The following is a 19,851-nucleotide window of genomic DNA, read 5'->3' on the forward strand; positions in this document are numbered from 1 at the left end:
GTAATTTACCTATATGGTTATCAAATACTAACAACCAATATATAAACTTTTCGATATTAAGGTTATCAATACCCAATAAGATAAGTTAGTAATCGGATAATAGGGTGTAATATTACTTGATTATTAAAAAAAGAGAAAATATTTTAAAAAGTAGTAAAAATTTTATAAATTGTTATAAAGATTGACCTAAAGATGCTCTTACAAGACCGTCAAACAAGGGGTGGGGCTTGTTAGGTCTTGATTTGAACTCTGGATGTGCTTGTGTAGCTATAAAGTATTTATGATTACTTATTTCAATAAACTCTGCCAATCTTCCATCTGGGGATTTTCCAGAGATTGTTAGCCCACATTTCTCCAATATTTCGTGATACTCAGGATTGACTTCATATCTATGTCTATGTCTCTCAGACACCTCTTTTTTTCCATATAGTTTATAAGTTAAGGTTCCCTCTTTTAATATTGCTGGATAAGCTCCTAATCGCATAGTTCCTCCTTTTGCATCAATCTCCTTCTGCTCTGGCAATAAATCAACAACTGGGTATTTGGTGTTTTCATCAAACTCTGTTGAATTAGCCCCTTCCAAACCACAAACGTTTCTTGCAAACTCTATAACCGCACACTGCATACCCATACAGATTCCTAAAAAAGGAATATTTTTCTCTCTTGCATATTTTATGGCATTTATTTTTCCTTCAACTCCCCTATCTCCAAATCCTCCAGGAATTAAAATTCCATCAAGTTGATTATCTTCTCTATATCTATCCAGTATTTCTTCAAAATCCTCTCCTTCCAATATCTCTGAGTGTATCCAATTTATATTAATTTTTGTATCATTCTTAGCTCCTGCGTGTATTAACGCTTCAATTATACTTAAATAAGCGTCTTTTAACTCCACATACTTCCCAACAATGCCTATGGTTATCTCGTTTAGTGGGTTTATTATTCGATCTACAAACGCCCTCCATTTTGATAGATCTGGTTTTCTATTTGGGAGATTGAGCTTTTTTAGAACTAAATCACCTAATCCTTCTTTTTCTAAGTTTAAAGGAACTTCATATATTGTCCTTGCATCTCTCGCTTCTATAACTGCCTCTTTGTCCACATCACAGAATAGAGATAGTTTCTCTTTTATTTTATCTCCCATTGGCATTTCAGTTCTACAAATTAAAATATCTGGCTGTATTCCTATACTTCTAAGTTCTTTAACGCTATGTTGTGTTGGTTTTGTCTTTAACTCTCCTGCAACTTTTATATATGGAAGAAGTGAAACATGAATGTATAATACGTTTTCTTTACCAATATCTTTTTTAAATTGTCTTATTGCTTCTAAAAATGGTAAACTTTCTATATCTCCAACAGTTCCTCCGATTTCAACAATTGTTATATCGTAATCTTTTCCGAGATCTTTTATCCAGTCCTTTATTTCGTTTGTTATGTGAGGAATAACCTGCACTGTCTTTCCTAAATAGACACCTTTTCTTTCCTTAGTTAATACGCTCCAATAGATCTTTCCTGTTGTTATGTTGTTATGTTTGGTTAAATTTTCATCAATAAATCTCTCATAATGTCCTAAATCTAAATCTGTCTCTCCTCCATCTTCTGTAACAAAAACCTCTCCATGCTCGTAAGGAGACATTGTTCCAGCATCAATTTGAAGATACGGATCTATTTTGATCATATTCACTTTAAAGTTTCTTGACTTTAATAACCTCCCTAAGGAGGCAGCAGTAATTCCTTTACCTAAAGATGATATAACTCCTCCTGTTATGAATATAAACTTCATACTCCCACCGCTAAGTTGTTTTATAAGCTACACGGATGTATAAAGCCCCCTTTAATCATTAAATCGGCTAAGGTTATAGCAACCATTGCCTCAGCTACTGGAATAACTCTTGGAACAATAACTGGATCATGACGGCCTTTGATCTCTATCTCCACATTTTCGAGGGTCTTTAAATTAACTGTTTTTTGCCTCTTTCCAATGGATGGGGTTGGTTTCACAGCAATTCTTAAGACGATTGGGGTTCCACAACTAATTCCTCCTAATATTCCTCCGCAATTGTTTGTCTTAAATCTTATATTTTTATCCTCATCGAAGTATATTTCATCGTTCATTTCACTTCCAAACATCTCAGCTGCTTTAAAACCAACTCCTATTTCAACCCCTTTAACTGCATTTATACTCATTAAAGCCCGTGCTAATTCCCCATTTAATTTATTAAATATTGGATTTCCTACGCCAACAGGAACGTTTAAAGCTACGATTTCAACAACTCCTCCAACACTATCTTTGTTTTTTATTGCCTCTAATACGTATTCTTCCATCTCTTTTTCATTCATGGATGGACATCTTAACGAATTACTTTCAATAATCTCAATTAACCTTTCCAAGGATTTTTCATTTTCAAAAACCTCAGAATTTTTATAATAACTAAAATCTCCACATATTTTTCCGATCTTTATGGTATATCCTATTATTTTTATGTTATAAGTATAAGATAAGAGTTTTTTTGCAACTGCTCCTCCGATGACATGTCCTATTGTTATTCTACCACTTGCTCTTCCCCCTCCTCTATAATCGTAGTTTTTATATTTTAATCGATAGGTTAGATCTGCATGTCCCGGTCGTGGGGTATCTTTTAGATGTGAATAATCCCTCGGCCGCATGTTTTTGTTATATACCATGCCACAAATAGGAGCTCCTGTGGTTTTTCCATCAAAGATCCCAGATAGGAGCTCTACTTTATCTTCCTCTTTCCGAGGAGTTGAAAAAATACTCTGTCCTGGTCTTCTTCTGTTGAGTTCTTTTTGAATATCTTCTTCTGACAGAGGGAGGTTGGCTGGACACCCATCAACAACAGCTCCAACGGCCTTTCCATGGCTTTCTCCAAAGACAGTAACTCTAAACATATCTCCATAGGTGTTCATTAAATCACCAAAAAATTGTTAGTTTGGGATGTTATTTTAATGCTCAAACTATTTAATGTCTGACAGTTTAATAAAATTGTGGACATGTATTTAAATAATCGACTAATTGATAATATGAAATTGATAATATGAATATGAATAAGCAATACACCTAACTAATAAAACCATTAATATTTAATAATATTTATCAAATAAAAATGATCAATCAAAAGAATATCCTAATAAAAATTAATAATTAAAACAAAAATATAAAATATAAAACAAGCATTATTTTTTAATCTCCATTAAAACATTATAAAACCTATTAAGTGTCTTTCTTAAAACTCTTAATCCTTCTTCATCCTCCTCAACTCCTCTCTGTCCCTTATCCTTGGACCAAAATGTAGCTCCTAAATTAGCTCCAAAAGAACCTCCTCCCACAGGAATCATTTCATTTATAATATAAAAATCATGAATCGTTCTTAAAGCAATTTCTTGCCCTCCATTTCTATCTCCTCCAATAGCAATGGCCATTCCAACTTTTCCTTGCAATATTTTTGGATCTTTTGCCAGTATAGCCCTACATCTATCCATCAATGTCTTTAACTGCCCTGTTATATTTCCCTGATAGACGGGAGTGCCAATTATAACTCCATCAGCCCAGATAAGATTTTCATAAACCTCTTCCATATCGTCCTTATGTATGCATCCTTCTTTCTTCTTTACGCAGTAATCACAGTGTAAGCAGAAGTTTATCTTCTTTTTGCTAACTGAAAAGTATCTTACCTCTACCCCTTTCTCTTTCAAATAATTTAAAGCATAATTTACTGCAAAATGAGTCCCTTGCAATCTTGGACTTCCGCTAATCCCAAAAATTTTCATAATTTCACCATTATAAATTTAAACTGTTTATCTTATCTCCCTATAAAAAATAAAAATAAATTTAAAAAGAAATATTTCATTAAATTTCATTTTTTCTATCTTTTTTATATATCTCTTTATATAAACACAATTAAGCAAAATTAAAAATAAAATAAATAATGAAAATTATTAAAAGTCAATATCTGCTAATCTTTTACCAAATTCGCAACACTTTTTAAGATCTTCCTCTTTTGGAGCAAATCTTACTGTTAAACATTCATCCTCAACTACCTTAAAGCCCAAATTTTCAAATATATTTTTAATTTTTTCAGTTGCACACTCCATCCAACCGTAAGAGCCAAAAGCAACGCCGATCTTGTCGAGTGGTCTAATACAATCCATATATGCAAGGAATTTACCAACTTCTGGGTAGATATTTCTATTTACAGTAGGTGAGCCAATTAAAACATACTTTGCATCTAAAATTTCAGTCATTATTCTACTTAGAGAGGTTTCAGAAATTCTATAAATTTTTACTTCAACCCCTTTCTCCATCAATCCCTCAGCAATTGCATGAGCCATCTTTTTGGTTGAGTTATACATTGTGTCATAAACGATAACTGCCTTGTTTTTTGTTTTATTCGTTGCCCAGTTGTTGTATTTTTCAATAATCTCGTTTATATATTCTTTCCAAATTACACCATGAGAAGGGCATATAAGATCAATATCTAAGCTTTTAACGGCTTTTATTGCATCAGGAATAAGCATTTTGTAAGGCATTAGTATGTTAGCAAAGTAATCCTTTGCATGTTCAAAAATTTCCTCTCCTATCTCGTAATCAAATCTCTCAGAACTTGCAAGATGTTGTCCAAATGCATCGTTTGAGAATAGTATCTTGTCCTCTTCACAGTAAGTTAGCATATTATCTGGCCAGTGGAGCATTGGAGTTCTTATGAACTTTAAAGTTCTGTCTCCTATGCTTATCTCATCTCCAGTATCTACAATAACAAAATCCCAATCTTTCGTATCATAGTAGAGAGATAAATGTTCTTTTCCCTTTTCGTTAGTTATTATGGTGGCACTACTGATCTCAACCAATTTATCAACACAACCGCTGTGATCTTTTTCTACGTGATTAACTACAATATAATCGAGGTCTTTGGGATCTATGAGTTTTGATATGCCATAAATAAGTTCATTGAACATGTAATCCTTTGCAGTATCTATTAAAACATTCTTCTTATCTTTTATCAAATAAGAATTATAGGTTGATCCGTAAGGAGTTCCATAACCATGAAAATCCCTAATTTCCCAATCAATCACTCCAACCCAGTATATTCCATTTTTTATTTCTAATACCATTAAGATCACCTTAGTAGTGGTAAATAATGTAAAAATAAATATAGATGGGATAAATATAAAAACAAATTAGTAATTAAAGCTCAATTATCCTATATCCACCATCTAAATATTTCTTTAAGCTTATATGTCCAAATAAATCATTTTCTAATTTTAATTTGTCTTTAATTTCTTCTTTAACATTAAACATACTCGCACAGGCCTCACATACGACAAAATCATCTTTTACTTTTTCAAAGTGGCTTTTTAATGGATGGTTTTCACTTAACAGATCTTTTGCCCACAAAACTGCTTCTCCTTCCAATATAATTTTTACTTCATCTCCCTTTTCTTTTAATTCATTTGCGAATAGCAATGTATGCATCATAACGGGCATATTTGGCTGATTTTTGTGAAAGTAAGAAAATATTAAGAAGGCAACTTTCATAAACCCCCACCTCATTTATAATTTGTATAATTTGTTTAATTGATTAAATTAATTAAATTTAATATTTTTCACATTTAACTTCAAAGTATTTCTTTGGATGACTGCATGAAGGGCATTCTTCTGGTGGTTCTTCTCCTAAATAAACAAAGCCGCATTTTCTACAAACCCATTCCACTGGCGTATCTTTCTTAAATACAGTTCCTTCCTCAACTTCCTTTAACAGTTTTTTAAATCTCTCTTCATGATGTTTTTCAGCAACTGCTATCGCTTTCAGTCGATCTGCTATCTCTTTAAGGCCCTCTTTCTCTGCAATCTCTGCAAATTTTGGATACATCTCTTTATGTTCGAAATGCTCTCCTTCAATCGATGCTTTTAAGTTTTCAGCAGTAGTTCCTAAAACTATTGGAACTTCTATCTCATTAACTTTTATTGAGCTATCATTGATGTTATATTTCTTTTTTAGTTCAGTTATTAAGTAATAAAGCCACTTGGCATGCTCTCTCTCATTTTCAGCAGTTAATAAAAATATCTCAGCTATCTGCTCGTATCCTTCTTGCTTTGCAATTTTTGCATAGCAAGTATATCGATTTCGTGCTAAACTCTCTCCTATATATGCCTTAATTAAATTTTTTAGGGTCTCTTTCATATTTATCACAAAAAGAGTTGTTAATTAAATTAAAATTAAAATATTAGACATGTTAAATATTGAATAGCGTATTTTTATCATTTTTTATTCGTCAAACTCTACCCATTCGTCTAATGGCTCGAATGATTCTTTTCCTACTTTACCTCTACAAACTGGACATATCCATGTATCTGGAAGTTCCTCAAAAGGCGTTTTTGGAGGTATGTTTTGACTTGGATCTCCTTTTAGAGGATCATAAACCCATCCGCATACTTTGCACTTGTATTTTCTATATCTTGGTTTTTCACAACTTCCATCTAATTTGCAGGCGATCTTTAACTCTACCATAGTTCCACCTCAAAGAATTATGATTAATTAAAAGTATTTAAGTATTTATTGAAATATATTAATTCACTAAAAACTTTTACTCTAATTTTTTATAGCAGAACCACCAATCTAAACACTCGATTTCTCCCTTTTCACAGGCCTCTTTTCTTTGCTTTATCTCCTCCACTGATGATGCAGGAGGGATGATAACTTTATCTCCAATTAAATCATTTTCAGGCCAATTCGCTGGCATAGCTACTCCTTTTTCATCTGAAACTTGGAGGGCTTTAACTAATCTAACGATCTCATCCAAGTTTCTACCAACTTCTTGTGGATAGTAGATAATAGCTCTAATTATTCCTTTATTATCCACAACAAAAACTGCTCTAACTGTATTGTCTCCTTTATATGGACTTATCATTCCCAATTTTTCTGCTAACTCTCCTCTATCATCTGCTATAATTGGAAACTCAATCTCCACACCCAATTTTTCTTTTATCCACTCAGTCCATTTTAAGTGGCTGAAAACTTGATCTATACTTAACCCAATTAACTCAGTATTTAGCTTTCTAAACTCATCGTATCTCTTTTGGAATCCAACAAACTCTGTTGTGCAGACAGGTGTGAAATCAGCAGGATGGCTGAATAAAACAAACCACTTTCCTTTCTCTACATAATAATCTGGCAACTTTATAACTCCATGGGTTGTTTTAACCTCTACTTCTGGAAATTTTTCTCCAATAACTGGCATTTTTCCTTCGCACATTTTTATCCCCTTTTTTTATATTTTTTCATTTAATTTTATTTGTTCTTACTCAATAAAATTGTTATATTTAAATATTCACATTTTGCTTTCTTGATTTGGAGTTCTCGCAACTAATTTTGGATCGTATCCTTTAAATCCACATTCTGGGGTGTAGCAAGAAACATCATAGAATGTGCATTTTTCCCCACAATTTGGACATCTTTCTGGAGGTTTCTCTGCTTCAAAAACATAACCGCAATTTGAACATTTCCACCATGGCATATTTCCACCAAAAGTTCAATTGAATCATCAAAATTTATTTAATTTTTAAGTTATTATTGCTTTATTGGACATTTGTTTGCCAATTTCATTGCCAAGTCCTCTGGGTCTTTTATCGGAAAATCATTGTCAGTTAATAATTTAACCAATTCTGCTGCTTCAATTTCCCCACATGGAAGTGAAATTCCACAGGGAAGGGCTTCTGCTAATTCAACTTTATTTTTTATTGGAAAAACATTCTTATCTTTGAAATATTCTACTAATCTTAGTTTAAACTCCTGGATGTCTCTTAATGCTTCATATAATGGATGGTTTGTTGTTATCATAGATAATCACCTTTAATAAATTGATTTTTTAGTTATGGAGAGGTTTAGCAATAAATACGCAGGCATCATAACCCTGTGCTTGGCAATACATCTCTTTAACGAAATATTTTTTATTTTTTATTGATTCTAAGAACCCAGCAATCAATCCTGCTTCAAAATCACACATTGGTTCTTCTGACTTTTGAGTTCTACAAAATATACAGTCCTTTACTTTTATTTCTACTTCCTCATTATCTTTTTCTTTAATCTCAATATAACCGATATTATTGGCCTCAAAAAACTTCTTCACATCCTCATAACTTTTTGGAGACACTAATCTTCCAACTTCATAGCCAATTTCATATAGGGTTGTGTCTGATCCAAGGTCTTTAACCTTCTGCATATACGCGTATATTAAAATCGCAAGTAAATCTGATGGAATTTCTCTACTTTTAAATTTATATTCTTCTGGATTGTAATTTATAACGTCTTTAACTGAGATCATTAATTACACCTTTACATGAACTTATTTGCACATTTACATATAAGTATATATTTTACATTCGCATTTATTTAATTAATCGATTTTTCTGAAAGCGTTTTTTCCTAATCCGCACTGAGGACATCTGAATGTATCTGGAAGATCTTCAAATTTTGTTCCTGGTGGGATGTTTTGTGATGGTTCTCCTTTATCTTCATCATACACCCATCCACACATGCATTGATACCTTGCCATCTCTATCACCTTTGTGCTATTTTTGTCATTATTTATCTTAGTTAGTTAGAAGTATATATCATTAATCACTTAAATTTCGCATAATATTATGATGTTAAAGACGATTATCGCATTTATGTTTTTTATGTATAATTTATTAGTTTTTTGTTAATTTTTAGTTTATTATTTTTTATTTATAAAAATAAGATTTTATTCAAGCAGAATCTCTTTTTCGTATTCCCAGACCCCGTGAAGATTGCATCTCATTAATGCTCTTAATGTAAATTTCTCATGTTCCTTTGACGGGGCTTTTACCATCATCTTAACCTCTGGTTTCATAAATTGGGTAAAATCAACTCTTGCTAAATAAAGATCTCCCATATACAACTCGATCCAATGAATAAAATGGGCATCTTCCATAGGATGTGGAATTCCAGTTGAAATTTTTACTTCAAAATAAGCATTTGCTTTAACTCTGTCTTTACACTCAATAAATGGAGTATGTTTCTTTTCAAAATCAGTTCCTTCTTTCATTCGGTTTATTCCGCAGTAGTGTGTCATATTATCCCCACAATTTCTCTTATAAATAAATAATCAAACTAAAAATGTAATTTAAATAAATAAATTAATAAATAAAAGATTATCTATAAGTTTAGAGTTTTTCTAATATTTTCATTGCTTTTGTGAAAGCAGGCATTCCACTTGTTAATAAAACAACTCTCAAAACATCTGCTATTTCTTCTTTTGTGATTCCAAGTTCTTTCATTGCACTTTTCATCTGTTTTTCTATCGCTACTTCATCACACTTTGAGGCAACGATTCCTATTGCAATCAATTTCTGAGTTTTATAATCCAATGTTTTTCCAGTAAAGACAGTATCATTCAACTTAACTATAACATCATAGAGATCTGGATATTTCTCTTTAACCACCTTCATTCCCTCCCCAAAAAATACTTCGTTCTTCATTTTCTCACCTTTTTATTTTTTAAGTTATTTTTAAAGGACTTTTTGATTATTTTGTCTAATTTCCTTATATTATATTTTTGATATTAGACAGTATATATAACTTTCTAAATTTTTTGAATAGAAATTTTAATGCCCATCTATTTTCTTGATAAACTCATCTGTTGGAATAAAGTGTAAGTCCAAAGCAACATCTTTCGGAGACATTCCCATTGCAAGCCCAAGTAATTGAGAGTAGTGTATCACAGGAATGTTGTATTCTTCTCCAAACCTCTCCTTTATCTCTACCTGCCCCCTATCAAACTGTAAGTGGCAGAATGGACAAACCTCTGTTATACAATCGGCTTTTGCTTCTTTTATATTTTCCAACTTTGTTTTAGTCATTTTTAAGGCAACATCTAAATTTCTTGCTCTAACTCCTCCTCCAGCTCCACAACACATATTTTTATCTTTATAATTGACTGACACTGCTCCAAGTGCTTCTACAAGCTCATCAAAAGATCTCGGCCTTTCTGAACTCTCTAATTTTTTAATATCCGTTGGTTTTAAATAATGACAACCATAATGAACTGCTACATTTACATTTAATGGATTTGTTATCTCTTCTCTGATTCTATCAACTCCTAAATCGTAGTATAAGACCTCTGGCAAGTGTCTAACTCTAACTTTCCCTTTATACTCTAATCCATACTTGGAGAGTATTTCATTCACCATTTTTCTTGCTTTTTCGTTTTCTTTTAGTAAGTGATTTGCTTCATATAGCGAGCCATAGCATCCATTACATATGGTTAAGATGTCCATTTCAACTTCCTCTGCCATGCATAGATTTCTTGCTGCCAAGGTTAGCCAAGTTTTCAGATCAAAAGAACCGAAAACTCCTGGAGCTGGACAACAAGATGCCTTTTCAAAGGGATGTAATTTTATTCCAAGTTTCTCCATTGTTATGTATGTGGCTTTTTCAATGCCTGGGTATCTGTTTGGAGCAATACACCCCAAAAAGAACACAAATTCCATATTAAAACACCTTTCTTTACTTTTTATTTTTATTTTGGTTTATTTTTATTCTGACATGTCTTTCCATTCCATTGGTTTTAATTGCATTGTTTCCGTGCAGATTCCGACCATATCACAAAATTTTAGATCTTTCATAATCCCTCTAACTACCTCTAAGGCATCAGGATACTTGTGAGTCGTTGGAGGAATTTCAGTTAAACCAATTTCTTTTCTTGCTTTTTTTATTTGGTCATTAATTGGGACAGCATGTCCTGTCTTAAAAACATATAAAGCAGTTTTTTTATGTGCCTCAGCCATTTTCCCTTCTCTTGCAGCAATATTTCTTAAAACTTTTATTATATCCGTTATCTTAACTGTTCTTGGGCATCTTTCATAACATTCATAGCAGGTTGTGCACATCCATAGGTCTTCACTGTCTATTATTGCAGATTTCATTCCAAATTGGGCATATCTTATTAATTTTCTTGTTCTAAAAGCAGTTATTCTCCCACTTGGACAGCTTCCTGTGCATGTTCCGCATTGATAACATGCTTTAAAAGAGGAAACATGCCCTTCCCCAAGGATTTCCCCTGCCTTTATAATTTCTTCAATAAAATCATTGCTAATATCTTTTTGAGCATAGATCACCATTTTATTTCACCTGATTGATTATCCAGTTAGGACTATTTTTGTCATTTTTATGTTTTTATTTGAAACTATATATCGTTTTCCATTATACTTTATTACAATATTTTAAATGTAAAGTTCGATAATCGTATTATAGTATTTAAGTAAAATAATAAAATGGAGAGTGAAAAAGAAATAATGAGAAAGAGATATTTTCTCCGAAAATAGAAAGAAAATTTTGTTTATTTTACTACTTCAACTTTAAAATAGCAAGCATCATCTCCTCTTGCCATACATTTTATTTCATCAACAACAACAGGTTTTTTTAAGATACATTCATAAGCTCCTGCTATTAAACCGGCATCAAAATAACATATTGGTTCTTCAAAACTTAGATCTTCACAAAAAGAACAGTTTTCAACTTTTAAAATCAATGGTTTTCTGCTATCCACTTTTAGAGTTCCTAAGTTATTTTCTTTAAAAAATTTTTTTAAATCGCTGTATTTTTTTGGATTTAGGTGTTTTCCAAATTCATAACCAATGTCGTATAAGGTTATCTCGCTGTCTAATTCTTTGATCTTTTTCATCATTATCAGGACAATAGCTTTAAATAAATCTAATGGAATTAATTTTTTCTTTTTTGTATTGTTTTCATATTTTTTCTTTAAATAATTTACTGTTTCATTTATTAATTTACTGTCATCAGTTATTATAAATTCACTTTCGCTGAATATTTTATAAAATTCCTTCATATCTTTTGTTTTAAGCTCAACTCGCATATTTTTCACCTTTTTTCGGCAAATAACAGTTTAAACATAAAATCAACATCCTAAATATGCTGAGTAATAAATAAAACAAATTAAAAAATTAATAGATGCAAAACAATAAAAGTGAGTAATATTTTATATTCAAAATCATCATTTAGTTATAATCTTCAATACAAAATTAAAAAATAAAAACTAAATAAAAAATTTTTTAAGATTTATTTGAAGTATCTGTCTAAAATTCCTTTTAACATTCTTGCATGTCTTGCTTCATCTCTACTTGATTCATCAAAGAAGTCATGAGCGGGGTCTATATCTAACTCTTTTGCTTTTTTAGCAGCTGCTTTTTTCTCTTTGTTTGCCATGCATTCTCCTTTTAACATCATTTCTATATTTTCTTTTAGATTTTCAGAAATTACTCCATTCATTTCAGCAAAGTGTGCAGCGTGTTCTGCTTCTTCCATTGCAATTCTTCTTAAGACCTCTGCAACTTCTGGAAGACCTTCTCTCTGTGCTTGTCTTGCCATTGCTAAGTAGATCCCCACTTCTTTACACTCCCCCTCAAAGTTTGCTTGAACTTCTTTCTCTAAATCTGTTCCTTTTGTAACTCCTATTTTGTGTTCATTTATTAACTCCAATTCCATGATCTCACCTTATTTATTTTTATTGTCTTTCAGTTTGGTTGATGTATTAATGTTTTTGTATTATTTTTTTATATATTGGTTTAGTTATATATACGTTTTGACAGTATTTTTACAAGTATTTGATTTATTTTTATAATTTTAATTCTGTTTTTTTATTGACAGTTAATATAATAACAATTACGGTTATATATTGTTAATGGTTCGAAATTCGATAAATTTAAGATTAATTAATTCAAAATTTAGTCAATTTCAACGGCCTCATCCTCGATACTTATCCCTTTTTCTTTAAACCATTCTCCATACTTTTTGTCTGGCTTTGCTATGTGCATGGTAAGCCATCCGACTAAGAATGATAAAGCACTTCTAAAATCCTCCTCTGAACCTTCTTCTATCTTTGGAAGCAGTTTTTCAATAACTGTTTTTACAAAGATCTCATGAATTTTTTTATGTCTCTCTAAATCAGGATAGCCGTATTTTTCCATTATTTCTTCTTCATGCTTAAAATGTTTTGCAGCATAATTAACAACTCTTCTTTTTAAAAGTTCTTTTGCCTCGTCTCTTTTTCCTTCGTTTAGTAGGTTGTAAATATCGTTGAGTGTTTTAACAAGAAATTTATGTTCATCATCAAATGCTTTAATCCCCGTCTCAAAATCTTTACTCCATTTTATTATCTCCTTCCTCTCCATTTTTATCCCTCTGACGTTTTTATATTTCATGTTTTATTTTTTAATCTTCTGTATGTTTTCATTATATTTTTATTGGAGTATTAGTAATTACTCCTGCGAATATCGCAGTAGGTTATTTAATACCTTCAAAGATTTACTATAAATTATATATATTATTTCGCATCTTTTAATCTTATTAATTGGGCAATAAGAAAAATTATAACTACATATTTACATAATATAATGGATAGTAATGTGATATACATCCAGCAAAAATAGCATATTAAAAATTAAAAATAAGAATTTATAATAGTTCCAAATAAAAAATAAAAATAAATTAAAAAATTTGAAAAATAAATAAAATAATAGGAATGATCTGCCTCCAAAATTATTCTATTTTCATTTCTTTAATTTTTTTGGCTAATTCTTTACCCATGTTGTAGCAGTTTGTTAATTCATCCTCTGTTGGAACGTAGTAGAGTTCATACTGGTTTATAACTTCAAATCCGCAGTTTGCTAAGTCCTCAGCAATTTTAGCCACAGCTCCTCCTTCTCCTCCCATTGAACCAAATGTAACTGCTAATCTCTTAAATCCAGTTCTGTTAAACTTTAATCCTCTTAGGTAGTAGATAATATCTCCAATGGATGGATATGGCTCATCGTAGATCGTTGGAATTCCGAAGAGAACTGCCTTAGCATCTAAAATGTCTTTAACAATCTCACTTCTCTCATCGTAGTGTAAGAAATACATCACAACATCGATTCCCTCACTCATTAAACCCTCTGCAAATGCATGAGCCATCTTTTGTGTTGAGTAGTGCATTGTATCGTAAACGATAACTGCTTTATCCTTAGCTGCTTTACCAGTAGCAAAGTCCTGATAGGATGTTATTGCTTTCATTGGGTCTGTCCATATTTGCCCGTGAGATGGAGCGATCATTTTGATCTTTTCCAATAATCCAAGTTCTATAACTTCTTTGAATTTTTTCAAGACGAGTTTTGAGAGTGGAGTTATTAAGTTTGCGTAGAATTTTTTGTTAGCGTCCATTAAAACATACTCTGGAATATCTGTATCAAATCTCTTGTGTGCTGGGAAGCAGAGATGTTGCCCAAATGCATCGTTTGAGAATAAAATTCCTCCTTCGTTGTAGAAGGTGAACATACTGTCTGGCCAGTGCAATAGAGGAGCTTCTAAGAATGTAAAGGTTTTACCTCCTAAGTCAACGGTATCTCCAGTGTGAACAACTTTAAACGGAGCGTCTTTTAATGATGGGTAGTGCTTTTTAAGTCCTTCAACTGCTACCTCAGTGCAGTATATTGGTGCTTCTGGGAATTTTTTGTGTATTTCAGGTAAAGCTCCAGAGTGATCTTTTTCAACGTGGTTTTGAACGATTACATCAATTTTAAAGTCCCTTCCTTCTTTTTCAAAAGCGTCTTTTATTCTTCCCCACATTTGAGCGGATGTTCCTGGATATGTGTTGTCTATTAAAGCAACTTTTTCATCTCCAAAGACCAAGTAAGCGTTGTATGTAGTTCCTTTTAATGTATATCCGTGATACATTCTTATATCCCAATCTAAGACCCCCACCCAATATACACCATCGGCTATTTTTACTGCATCTGCTTTCATCTTCTCACCTTTTTATCTTTATTTTTACAGATTTATTTAGGATTTTAAGTTTAATTTTTTATCAGTTTTTATTTATTCAAGTAGGATGTTATTAGTTTGACAAATTCGATATTTATCTTATTTTATACCTTGTATAATAACTTAACCATTCGAATTTCAACGTTGTGTATATAAACACCCCTCCCAAATTTGACATCCCCACTACAACATACACCACATTAATTACACTTTGTTTTAACAATATATATAAATTACTTTAATCTGTCAATTTACATATTTATCAATCCATCAATTTGTTTATACTTATTTTTTGAAGATTGGGGTATAAGTTATTGCATTTTTTCTACAAGCACTTTTACATTCGAAGCATCTTATGCATTCTTTTTGGTCGATTTTTTCAGTTATTTTTATTTGCATTGGGCACTTAAACTCACACAACCTACACTTAACACATTTCTCTTCATCAAGTTTTAATCTAAATATGGAAAAGTAAGAGAATATACTTAAAAGTGCCCCCACTGGACAGAAGTATCTACAAAAGAATCTTGGGTATATGAAGCTTAAAATTATAAATATAGTTAAAACTATAACTGCAATAGTTAATGTATGATTTACTTTTATTCCAAGTGAGAATATTAAGATAACCACTAATAGAGAGATATATTTGAGATATATAAGTTTAGAATGTATCTTTTCATCTAATGTTGGAAGTTTTTTTAATTTGGAATATCTGACTCTTAAGCGATAAGAAAGTTCAAATAAATATCCGAATGGACAGATCCATCCACAAAAGACCCTTCCAAATAAAATGGCCAAGATCACCCCTATATATCTTAGCATGTAGTAAGCTCCTTTGCCAACTACAAAATTTAACACGAATGCAAGTATATTCAAATTGCCCAATATTAACGCTCTTATAAAAAAGATTGTTTGAGATATTTTTCTAAATGTTTGCAGTTTGTCCATAAAATCACCGCTGATTTTTTGTTTCAATTTTTTACATACTATAATTTTTTCTGAGAGCGGATGTATAAATATATTTTTAACCAGATATTTAAGAAAGAGAAATATAAAAATTAAATTTCAATATAAGAGAAGTTTACATAATTTTTAATAAAAATTTCATATTTTTTAAGAATTTTTGTTCAAGAATAAATAAAGTAAAAAAGTAAGGATTATTTTAAAGGAATCTTGAAAGAAATTGCATTTTTTCTACAAGCACTTTTACATTCGAAGCATCTTATGCATTCTTTTTGGTCGATTTTTTCAGTTATTTTTATTTGCATTGGGCACTTAAACTCACACAACCTACACTTAACACATTTTTCGTTAGTTTTTAATTGAAATAGAGGTTTTATTGAAAATATGCTCAAAAAAGCTCCTAAAGGGCAAAAATATCTACAAAATGCCATAGGATCAAAGAAAGATATTATTAAAAAAGTTATTAATATCATTAAAGATATTACTGTCCCATAGAGATTGGTTAAAAATCCTATTGGACAAATTTGACAGAATGCATAGGTGGAAAGGTAATAGGTTAAAATTAGAGAAAGCACTAAAACAACGTACTTAAAATAGAGTAATTTATTATGGATCTTTTCATTTATAGTTGGAAGTTTACGTTTTTTAGATATTTTCAGGCGTAATTTGTAAGATAATTCAAATAAAAATCCGAGAGGACACATCCATCCACAAAAGACCCTTCCAAATAGAAGTGTGAGAATTATAAATATTGCCAATTTAATGGCAAGGTCTCCTAAGCTTCCTTTTAATATAAATTTTTCTATTAACCCAAAGAAACATAAGCAAAAACTTGTCAGAAATATAAAATATATAAAAAAGAAGATTTGTGATATTTTTCTTAGTACCTGTATTTTATCCATTACAACCACCCAAACAGCAGATCTCTAACATTTACTGTGGAGAATAGAAATGATATTATTTTATCCAACAACGTTTCAGGTTTTTTTTCATCGTCTATTTTAGAGGAGTTAATATTTTCAGATTTATCAATTTTTATTTTCCCTTCTTCTATCATACACTCCAATATTGCTTCTTTTGCTACTCCCGGTGTGATTCCGTATTTCTCTTTAAGTTCTTCGAATGTGGTATCATCTGGGACATCTACATGAAGTTTTTCCTTTAAACACTCAGGATCTATATTATATTTCTTACAAACTTGTTCTATTGTCAGCGATTTTAGCTCTTTTCCAGATATGTCTATGTATTTGTCTACATCTTCCTCTTCAGTGTTATTTGTTGATGGGATTTCCGTTTCGGTTGTAGGAGGTGGCTCGCTGTGATCACAGATTCCATCGTGATTGGTATCTATGTATCTTCCACATTCTCCAGGGTATGTGCAGTTAACTCTTCCATATGGGCAATCATTCCAAGCGAAAGATGTTGTAATAAGGAAAATAAAAATTAAAGAGAGAAAAAAGCCAGATAAAAATCTATCTCTATTCATATTACCACTTTAATATATTTTATTATTTTGATTTTGTATATCATTTTTTGAGTTATTGTTGATTCATTCCTCTTTCTGTATTGCTGTTTATTATTTGTTCGAATTCTTCTTTACTTATATATTTTGGCGTGTAGTTTGCTCCGTATCTATTTAACATTCTTACGAATGCTCTCATATGGTTTCTTGAACCTTTCATAAGATTTTCATAGACAAATTTTATATCTTCATTGTCAGTTTCGTTTATCCATTTTTGAAGATCGGCAATATCTAAGTCCTCTATTGTAGCCCCCACAATTAGAGCATCAACTACTGATTTGTTTCCTTCTTCAACGAGTTTTTTATAAAGTTCTTCGAATTTTGGATTTGAAAACGCTCCTACACTATCATTTTTTACAGGATCTGGGATGTTATATTTTTCTAAGAGATATTTTATAGCGGTTGTGTGAGTTTCTTCACTTTCAGCAATATTTTTAAAGATAGGAAGTTTCCACTTTTCATATAAAGTTAAGTAAACATCTCTTGCTAATTTTTCTTCTTCTCTCATTTCTATTAATCCTTCTTTTTCTTGTTCGCTTAATGGCTGTTTTGGCATTGATTTTATATATTCAAGCATTAGTGTGTCATTTATATTCCCATTGGAGTTGACTAAGGTTCCTTTAAAATTTCCTTTTCCTGTTTCAGTTGTTATTGTATTTGTATTTGATGTAGTATTTTGACTTGTGCATCCGGATAATAGGACAGATGTTAGGATCAACGTTGCCAATGTTATTGCAATTAGTTTTTTCATTCTAATCACCTTATATGATGGTTGAGACATCTATATGCATAACCCCTCGCATTAAAAAATAATTAAAAATAAAAAGTAAAAAAAAAGTAGAAAGTAAAAAATTTTGCTTTATTGGTTTATTCTTGCCGTAGTTGTATTTATTCTTTGATGATGGCCATTTTCTCCCATCTTACCAACTGGGTTTTCTGAGGAGTTGAGATTTTGGTGAGGACTTCCTCTTCTCATTTCTCCCCAGTTTGGATGCAAGTGTGTTTTAACTTTTACCATCTGTTCTTCTTGGAGCTGGATCATTATTCTATATGCTTCTTGAAGTTTGTTCTGCTCCATTAATTGTTCTGCTTCTTTTAGTTTTTCTTCTAATTCTGTCGTATTAACACCCATTTTCTTTAACATCTCAATTTTTCTTTCCATTAATCTTATCCTATTTTGGAGCATTAATTTGACTCTTTCTTCTGAGATCTGTTCAACTGATATGTTTATTCCATGTCTCTTTAACTGCATCATAACTTTTGAATAATTACAGAATGGACAGATTGGATTTTCTATGATCTCAACTTTGTTTATTCTCAGTTGTAGTTTTTGCGGTTCTACACTTAAATTGGTTCCATTTGTAAGTAGGAGTAAACAACTTCTATTTCTGACTTTTTGCATTGTCTCGTTTAATGCGATATCATCGAATCCATAACATACGCATGCTGTTGCGTTATCTCCAAACATGTGTTTGAACTGATTTTGGAAGGTTAGTGTTGCATTAGCGTTTGTTTCATACCTGTTGGTTCCTCCTATTCTCTCCACTGTTATTCCTGCGTTTTCTAATGCAATTGTGTAGTTTTCAACCACCGCTAATGGCCCTCCAATTATTATAACCTTCTCTGGATTTAGGTTTTCGATCTCACTTACTAAACTTTCGTTATATATTCCCCAGGTTGTTGTGAAAACTGTTGCATTTAGAGCATCTGCCACTTCCAACGCTGTGCATTGATCTGCTGCATTATCACTTACTAAAACCACGTCTGTTGCAGATACAGATCCCACTAAAAATGCAACTGCCATTAGAAATAATAATAGCAGTTTTCTCATCCTATCACCCCATATTTTATTTTTTATCAGTTGGGATATATACTTTTTCCTCTTTCTTAGTATTACCTTTTAATATTAATTTTATAACTGATAATACAATAATGATCGCAGTAAATACTATGATCATCCAGAATATTATCCAAAACATCCAAAAGAAAAATGGTATTGGAAAGAATGTGTAATTACAGCACCACATTGGCATATAGATCACCGAAACGTTAATTTGTTTGATTTGTTTTTTATTGTTGATATTGCCAGCACATTCCACATCCGCAGTAGTGTGGTGTTGGGTGGTTTGTGAATATAAACCCTACTAATTCTCCGTCATAGTATAGAGGATATTTCTCTCCAAATGGGGTTTCGAAGGGTTTTCCAACCTCTACTTTATTTATATCGACATCCTCCCACACTACCCCTACAATTTTTCCATCAACTTCTAACTGTTTAATCTCATATCCCCATGGGGTCGTGTGTTCTATTATTTCTGCATTTTTTAGAATTTCTTCTGGGTTTATTGGTTCATAATTTTGAGTTTGTTGTTCCATCCATGGTGGAAATGCAAATACTGCTCCAATTATTGCCAAGCCCAGTATTGCGATCAAGAGTTTTCTCATTTTTTCACCTGAAGGTAAGTTGTATTATGTGTATCATTTTTACTACATATAATTGTGTTAAAAAAC

27 protein-coding genes are annotated in these 19,851 nt (G+C 31.5%); all 27 read right to left on the reverse strand.

Annotated elements, in window-relative coordinates; translation table 11 throughout:
• Positions 1–172: 172 nt before the first annotated feature.
• On the reverse strand, positions 173–1,783 hold the full coding sequence (gene pyrG / locus METVU_RS02115; protein WP_015732511.1) for a glutamine hydrolyzing CTP synthase: 1,611 nt from the start codon (positions 1,781–1,783) through the stop codon (positions 173–175).
• A gap of 20 nt (positions 1,784–1,803) precedes the next feature.
• Positions 1,804–2,928 (reverse strand): chorismate synthase, encoded by a 1,125-nt coding sequence (gene aroC, locus METVU_RS02120; protein WP_015732512.1) that lies wholly within the window; start codon positions 2,926–2,928, stop codon positions 1,804–1,806.
• A 267-nt stretch (positions 2,929–3,195) separates the two neighbouring features.
• A complete protein-coding gene (locus METVU_RS02125) occupies positions 3,196–3,789 on the reverse strand; it encodes a flavodoxin family protein (protein WP_015732513.1) in 594 nt (197 codons plus the stop codon).
• Between the two features lie 168 nt (positions 3,790–3,957).
• On the reverse strand, positions 3,958–5,130 hold the full coding sequence (locus METVU_RS02130; protein ID WP_015732514.1) for an FprA family A-type flavoprotein: 1,173 nt from the start codon (positions 5,128–5,130) through the stop codon (positions 3,958–3,960).
• A gap of 73 nt (positions 5,131–5,203) precedes the next feature.
• Positions 5,204–5,554, reverse strand: coding sequence for a DsrE family protein (locus METVU_RS02135; protein ID WP_015732515.1), 351 nt, complete (start codon positions 5,552–5,554; stop codon positions 5,204–5,206).
• A gap of 58 nt (positions 5,555–5,612) precedes the next feature.
• Positions 5,613–6,200, reverse strand: coding sequence for a rubrerythrin (gene rbr / locus METVU_RS02140; protein ID WP_015732516.1), 588 nt, complete (start codon positions 6,198–6,200; stop codon positions 5,613–5,615).
• Between the two features lie 84 nt (positions 6,201–6,284).
• Positions 6,285–6,527, reverse strand: coding sequence for a rubredoxin (locus METVU_RS02145; protein WP_010870240.1), 243 nt, complete (start codon positions 6,525–6,527; stop codon positions 6,285–6,287).
• A gap of 76 nt (positions 6,528–6,603) precedes the next feature.
• A complete protein-coding gene (locus METVU_RS02150; RefSeq protein ID WP_015732517.1) occupies positions 6,604–7,272 on the reverse strand; it encodes a peroxiredoxin in 669 nt (222 codons plus the stop codon).
• A 75-nt stretch (positions 7,273–7,347) separates the two neighbouring features.
• Positions 7,348–7,533 (reverse strand): rubredoxin-like domain-containing protein, encoded by a 186-nt coding sequence (locus METVU_RS02155; RefSeq protein ID WP_010870242.1) that lies wholly within the window; start codon positions 7,531–7,533, stop codon positions 7,348–7,350.
• Positions 7,534–7,586: 53 nt separating this feature from the next.
• Positions 7,587–7,856, reverse strand: coding sequence for an MTH865 family protein (locus METVU_RS02160; protein WP_015732518.1), 270 nt, complete (start codon positions 7,854–7,856; stop codon positions 7,587–7,589).
• 28 nt (positions 7,857–7,884) lie between these two features.
• Complete coding sequence (locus METVU_RS02165) at positions 7,885–8,340, reverse strand: DUF2507 domain-containing protein (protein WP_015732519.1); 456 nt, start codon at positions 8,338–8,340, stop codon at positions 7,885–7,887.
• Between the two features lie 72 nt (positions 8,341–8,412).
• Positions 8,413–8,571, reverse strand: a complete 159-nt coding sequence (locus tag METVU_RS02170) for a rubredoxin (protein WP_048196713.1) — start codon at positions 8,569–8,571, stop codon at positions 8,413–8,415.
• Positions 8,572–8,760: 189 nt separating this feature from the next.
• The gene (locus METVU_RS02175) at positions 8,761–9,111 is read right to left on the reverse strand and encodes a desulfoferrodoxin family protein (RefSeq protein ID WP_015732520.1); all 351 of its coding nucleotides are present in this window, start codon (positions 9,109–9,111) and stop codon (positions 8,761–8,763) included.
• A gap of 91 nt (positions 9,112–9,202) precedes the next feature.
• Positions 9,203–9,517 carry a carboxymuconolactone decarboxylase family protein gene (locus METVU_RS02180; protein WP_015732521.1) on the reverse strand — a complete coding sequence of 105 codons (315 nt, stop codon included), beginning with the start codon at positions 9,515–9,517 and terminating at the stop codon, positions 9,203–9,205.
• 126 nt (positions 9,518–9,643) lie between these two features.
• Positions 9,644–10,528, reverse strand: coding sequence for a CoB--CoM heterodisulfide reductase subunit B (gene hdrB / locus METVU_RS02185; RefSeq protein ID WP_015732522.1), 885 nt, complete (start codon positions 10,526–10,528; stop codon positions 9,644–9,646).
• 45 nt (positions 10,529–10,573) lie between these two features.
• A complete protein-coding gene (gene hdrC, locus METVU_RS02190; RefSeq protein ID WP_015732523.1) occupies positions 10,574–11,158 on the reverse strand; it encodes a CoB--CoM heterodisulfide reductase subunit C in 585 nt (194 codons plus the stop codon).
• Positions 11,159–11,376: 218 nt separating this feature from the next.
• Positions 11,377–11,913 carry a V4R domain-containing protein gene (locus METVU_RS02195; RefSeq protein WP_015732524.1) on the reverse strand — a complete coding sequence of 179 codons (537 nt, stop codon included), beginning with the start codon at positions 11,911–11,913 and terminating at the stop codon, positions 11,377–11,379.
• A gap of 203 nt (positions 11,914–12,116) precedes the next feature.
• The gene (locus METVU_RS02200; protein ID WP_015732525.1) at positions 12,117–12,542 is read right to left on the reverse strand and encodes a ferritin-like domain-containing protein; all 426 of its coding nucleotides are present in this window, start codon (positions 12,540–12,542) and stop codon (positions 12,117–12,119) included.
• 239 nt (positions 12,543–12,781) lie between these two features.
• Entirely contained in the window at positions 12,782–13,228 is a 447-nt protein-coding gene (locus METVU_RS02205) for a bacteriohemerythrin (RefSeq protein WP_015732526.1), read from the reverse strand.
• Positions 13,229–13,595: 367 nt separating this feature from the next.
• On the reverse strand, positions 13,596–14,837 hold the full coding sequence (locus METVU_RS02210; protein ID WP_015732527.1) for an FprA family A-type flavoprotein: 1,242 nt from the start codon (positions 14,835–14,837) through the stop codon (positions 13,596–13,598).
• 303 nt (positions 14,838–15,140) lie between these two features.
• Positions 15,141–15,803, reverse strand: coding sequence for a 4Fe-4S binding protein (locus tag METVU_RS02215; protein WP_015732528.1), 663 nt, complete (start codon positions 15,801–15,803; stop codon positions 15,141–15,143).
• 209 nt (positions 15,804–16,012) lie between these two features.
• Positions 16,013–16,720, reverse strand: a complete 708-nt coding sequence (locus tag METVU_RS02220) for a 4Fe-4S binding protein (RefSeq protein WP_015732529.1) — start codon at positions 16,718–16,720, stop codon at positions 16,013–16,015.
• Positions 16,720–17,304, reverse strand: coding sequence for a hypothetical protein (locus METVU_RS02225; RefSeq protein WP_015732530.1), 585 nt, complete (start codon positions 17,302–17,304; stop codon positions 16,720–16,722). The genes METVU_RS02220 and METVU_RS02225 overlap by 1 nt, the downstream gene beginning before the upstream one ends.
• Before the next feature lie 52 nt (positions 17,305–17,356).
• Positions 17,357–18,091, reverse strand: coding sequence for a DUF2202 domain-containing protein (locus METVU_RS02230; protein WP_015732531.1), 735 nt, complete (start codon positions 18,089–18,091; stop codon positions 17,357–17,359).
• Positions 18,092–18,199: 108 nt separating this feature from the next.
• Positions 18,200–19,171: a cell wall-binding repeat-containing protein gene (locus tag METVU_RS02235; protein WP_048196717.1), complete on the reverse strand. Its 972-nt coding sequence runs from the start codon at positions 19,169–19,171 to the stop codon at positions 18,200–18,202.
• A 16-nt stretch (positions 19,172–19,187) separates the two neighbouring features.
• Positions 19,188–19,373: a hypothetical protein gene (locus tag METVU_RS02240; RefSeq protein WP_048196719.1), complete on the reverse strand. Its 186-nt coding sequence runs from the start codon at positions 19,371–19,373 to the stop codon at positions 19,188–19,190.
• A gap of 37 nt (positions 19,374–19,410) precedes the next feature.
• A complete protein-coding gene (locus tag METVU_RS02245) occupies positions 19,411–19,785 on the reverse strand; it encodes a hypothetical protein (protein WP_015732534.1) in 375 nt (124 codons plus the stop codon).
• Positions 19,786–19,851: the final 66 nt, after the last annotated feature.

The sequence above is a fragment of the Methanocaldococcus vulcanius M7 genome (genome assembly GCF_000024625.1).
In the GTDB taxonomy this organism is placed as follows: domain Archaea; phylum AGJL01; class Methanococci; order Methanococcales; family Methanocaldococcaceae; genus Methanocaldococcus; species Methanocaldococcus vulcanius.

What these genes read in the sequence shown, in the direction of transcription:
- METVU_RS02145 (WP_010870240.1), bottom strand. Translation starts at nt 6,527, where the DNA reads ATGGTAGAGTTAAAGATCGCCTGCAAATTAGATGGAAGTTGTGAAAAA.
- METVU_RS02220 (WP_015732529.1), bottom strand. Translation starts at nt 16,720, where the DNA reads ATGGATAAAATACAGGTACTAAGAAAAATATCACAAATCTTCTTTTTT.
- hdrB (WP_015732522.1), bottom strand. Translation starts at nt 10,528, where the DNA reads ATGGAATTTGTGTTCTTTTTGGGGTGTATTGCTCCAAACAGATACCCA.
- METVU_RS02125 (WP_015732513.1), bottom strand. Translation starts at nt 3,789, where the DNA reads ATGAAAATTTTTGGGATTAGCGGAAGTCCAAGATTGCAAGGGACTCAT.
- METVU_RS02225 (WP_015732530.1), bottom strand. Translation starts at nt 17,304, where the DNA reads ATGAATAGAGATAGATTTTTATCTGGCTTTTTTCTCTCTTTAATTTTT.
- METVU_RS02165 (WP_015732519.1), bottom strand. Translation starts at nt 8,340, where the DNA reads ATGATCTCAGTTAAAGACGTTATAAATTACAATCCAGAAGAATATAAA.
- aroC (WP_015732512.1), bottom strand. Translation starts at nt 2,928, where the DNA reads ATGAACACCTATGGAGATATGTTTAGAGTTACTGTCTTTGGAGAAAGC.
- METVU_RS02205 (WP_015732526.1), bottom strand. Translation starts at nt 13,228, where the DNA reads ATGGAGAGGAAGGAGATAATAAAATGGAGTAAAGATTTTGAGACGGGG.
- METVU_RS02195 (WP_015732524.1), bottom strand. Translation starts at nt 11,913, where the DNA reads ATGCGAGTTGAGCTTAAAACAAAAGATATGAAGGAATTTTATAAAATA.
- METVU_RS02230 (WP_015732531.1), bottom strand. Translation starts at nt 18,091, where the DNA reads ATGAAAAAACTAATTGCAATAACATTGGCAACGTTGATCCTAACATCT.
- METVU_RS02240 (WP_048196719.1), bottom strand. Translation starts at nt 19,373, where the DNA reads ATGCCAATGTGGTGCTGTAATTACACATTCTTTCCAATACCATTTTTC.
- METVU_RS02180 (WP_015732521.1), bottom strand. Translation starts at nt 9,517, where the DNA reads ATGAAGAACGAAGTATTTTTTGGGGAGGGAATGAAGGTGGTTAAAGAG.
- METVU_RS02170 (WP_048196713.1), bottom strand. Translation starts at nt 8,571, where the DNA reads ATGGCAAGGTATCAATGCATGTGTGGATGGGTGTATGATGAAGATAAA.
- METVU_RS02235 (WP_048196717.1), bottom strand. Translation starts at nt 19,171, where the DNA reads ATGAGAAAACTGCTATTATTATTTCTAATGGCAGTTGCATTTTTAGTG.
- METVU_RS02150 (WP_015732517.1), bottom strand. Translation starts at nt 7,272, where the DNA reads ATGTGCGAAGGAAAAATGCCAGTTATTGGAGAAAAATTTCCAGAAGTA.
- METVU_RS02160 (WP_015732518.1), bottom strand. Translation starts at nt 7,856, where the DNA reads ATGATAACAACAAACCATCCATTATATGAAGCATTAAGAGACATCCAG.
- METVU_RS02200 (WP_015732525.1), bottom strand. Translation starts at nt 12,542, where the DNA reads ATGGAATTGGAGTTAATAAATGAACACAAAATAGGAGTTACAAAAGGA.
- METVU_RS02215 (WP_015732528.1), bottom strand. Translation starts at nt 15,803, where the DNA reads ATGGACAAACTGCAAACATTTAGAAAAATATCTCAAACAATCTTTTTT.
- METVU_RS02210 (WP_015732527.1), bottom strand. Translation starts at nt 14,837, where the DNA reads ATGAAAGCAGATGCAGTAAAAATAGCCGATGGTGTATATTGGGTGGGG.
- METVU_RS02175 (WP_015732520.1), bottom strand. Translation starts at nt 9,111, where the DNA reads ATGACACACTACTGCGGAATAAACCGAATGAAAGAAGGAACTGATTTT.
- METVU_RS02135 (WP_015732515.1), bottom strand. Translation starts at nt 5,554, where the DNA reads ATGAAAGTTGCCTTCTTAATATTTTCTTACTTTCACAAAAATCAGCCA.
- METVU_RS02155 (WP_010870242.1), bottom strand. Translation starts at nt 7,533, where the DNA reads ATGCCATGGTGGAAATGTTCAAATTGCGGTTATGTTTTTGAAGCAGAG.
- rbr (WP_015732516.1), bottom strand. Translation starts at nt 6,200, where the DNA reads ATGAAAGAGACCCTAAAAAATTTAATTAAGGCATATATAGGAGAGAGT.
- hdrC (WP_015732523.1), bottom strand. Translation starts at nt 11,158, where the DNA reads ATGGTGATCTATGCTCAAAAAGATATTAGCAATGATTTTATTGAAGAA.
- METVU_RS02130 (WP_015732514.1), bottom strand. Translation starts at nt 5,130, where the DNA reads ATGGTATTAGAAATAAAAAATGGAATATACTGGGTTGGAGTGATTGAT.
- METVU_RS02245 (WP_015732534.1), bottom strand. Translation starts at nt 19,785, where the DNA reads ATGAGAAAACTCTTGATCGCAATACTGGGCTTGGCAATAATTGGAGCA.
- pyrG (WP_015732511.1), bottom strand. Translation starts at nt 1,783, where the DNA reads ATGAAGTTTATATTCATAACAGGAGGAGTTATATCATCTTTAGGTAAA.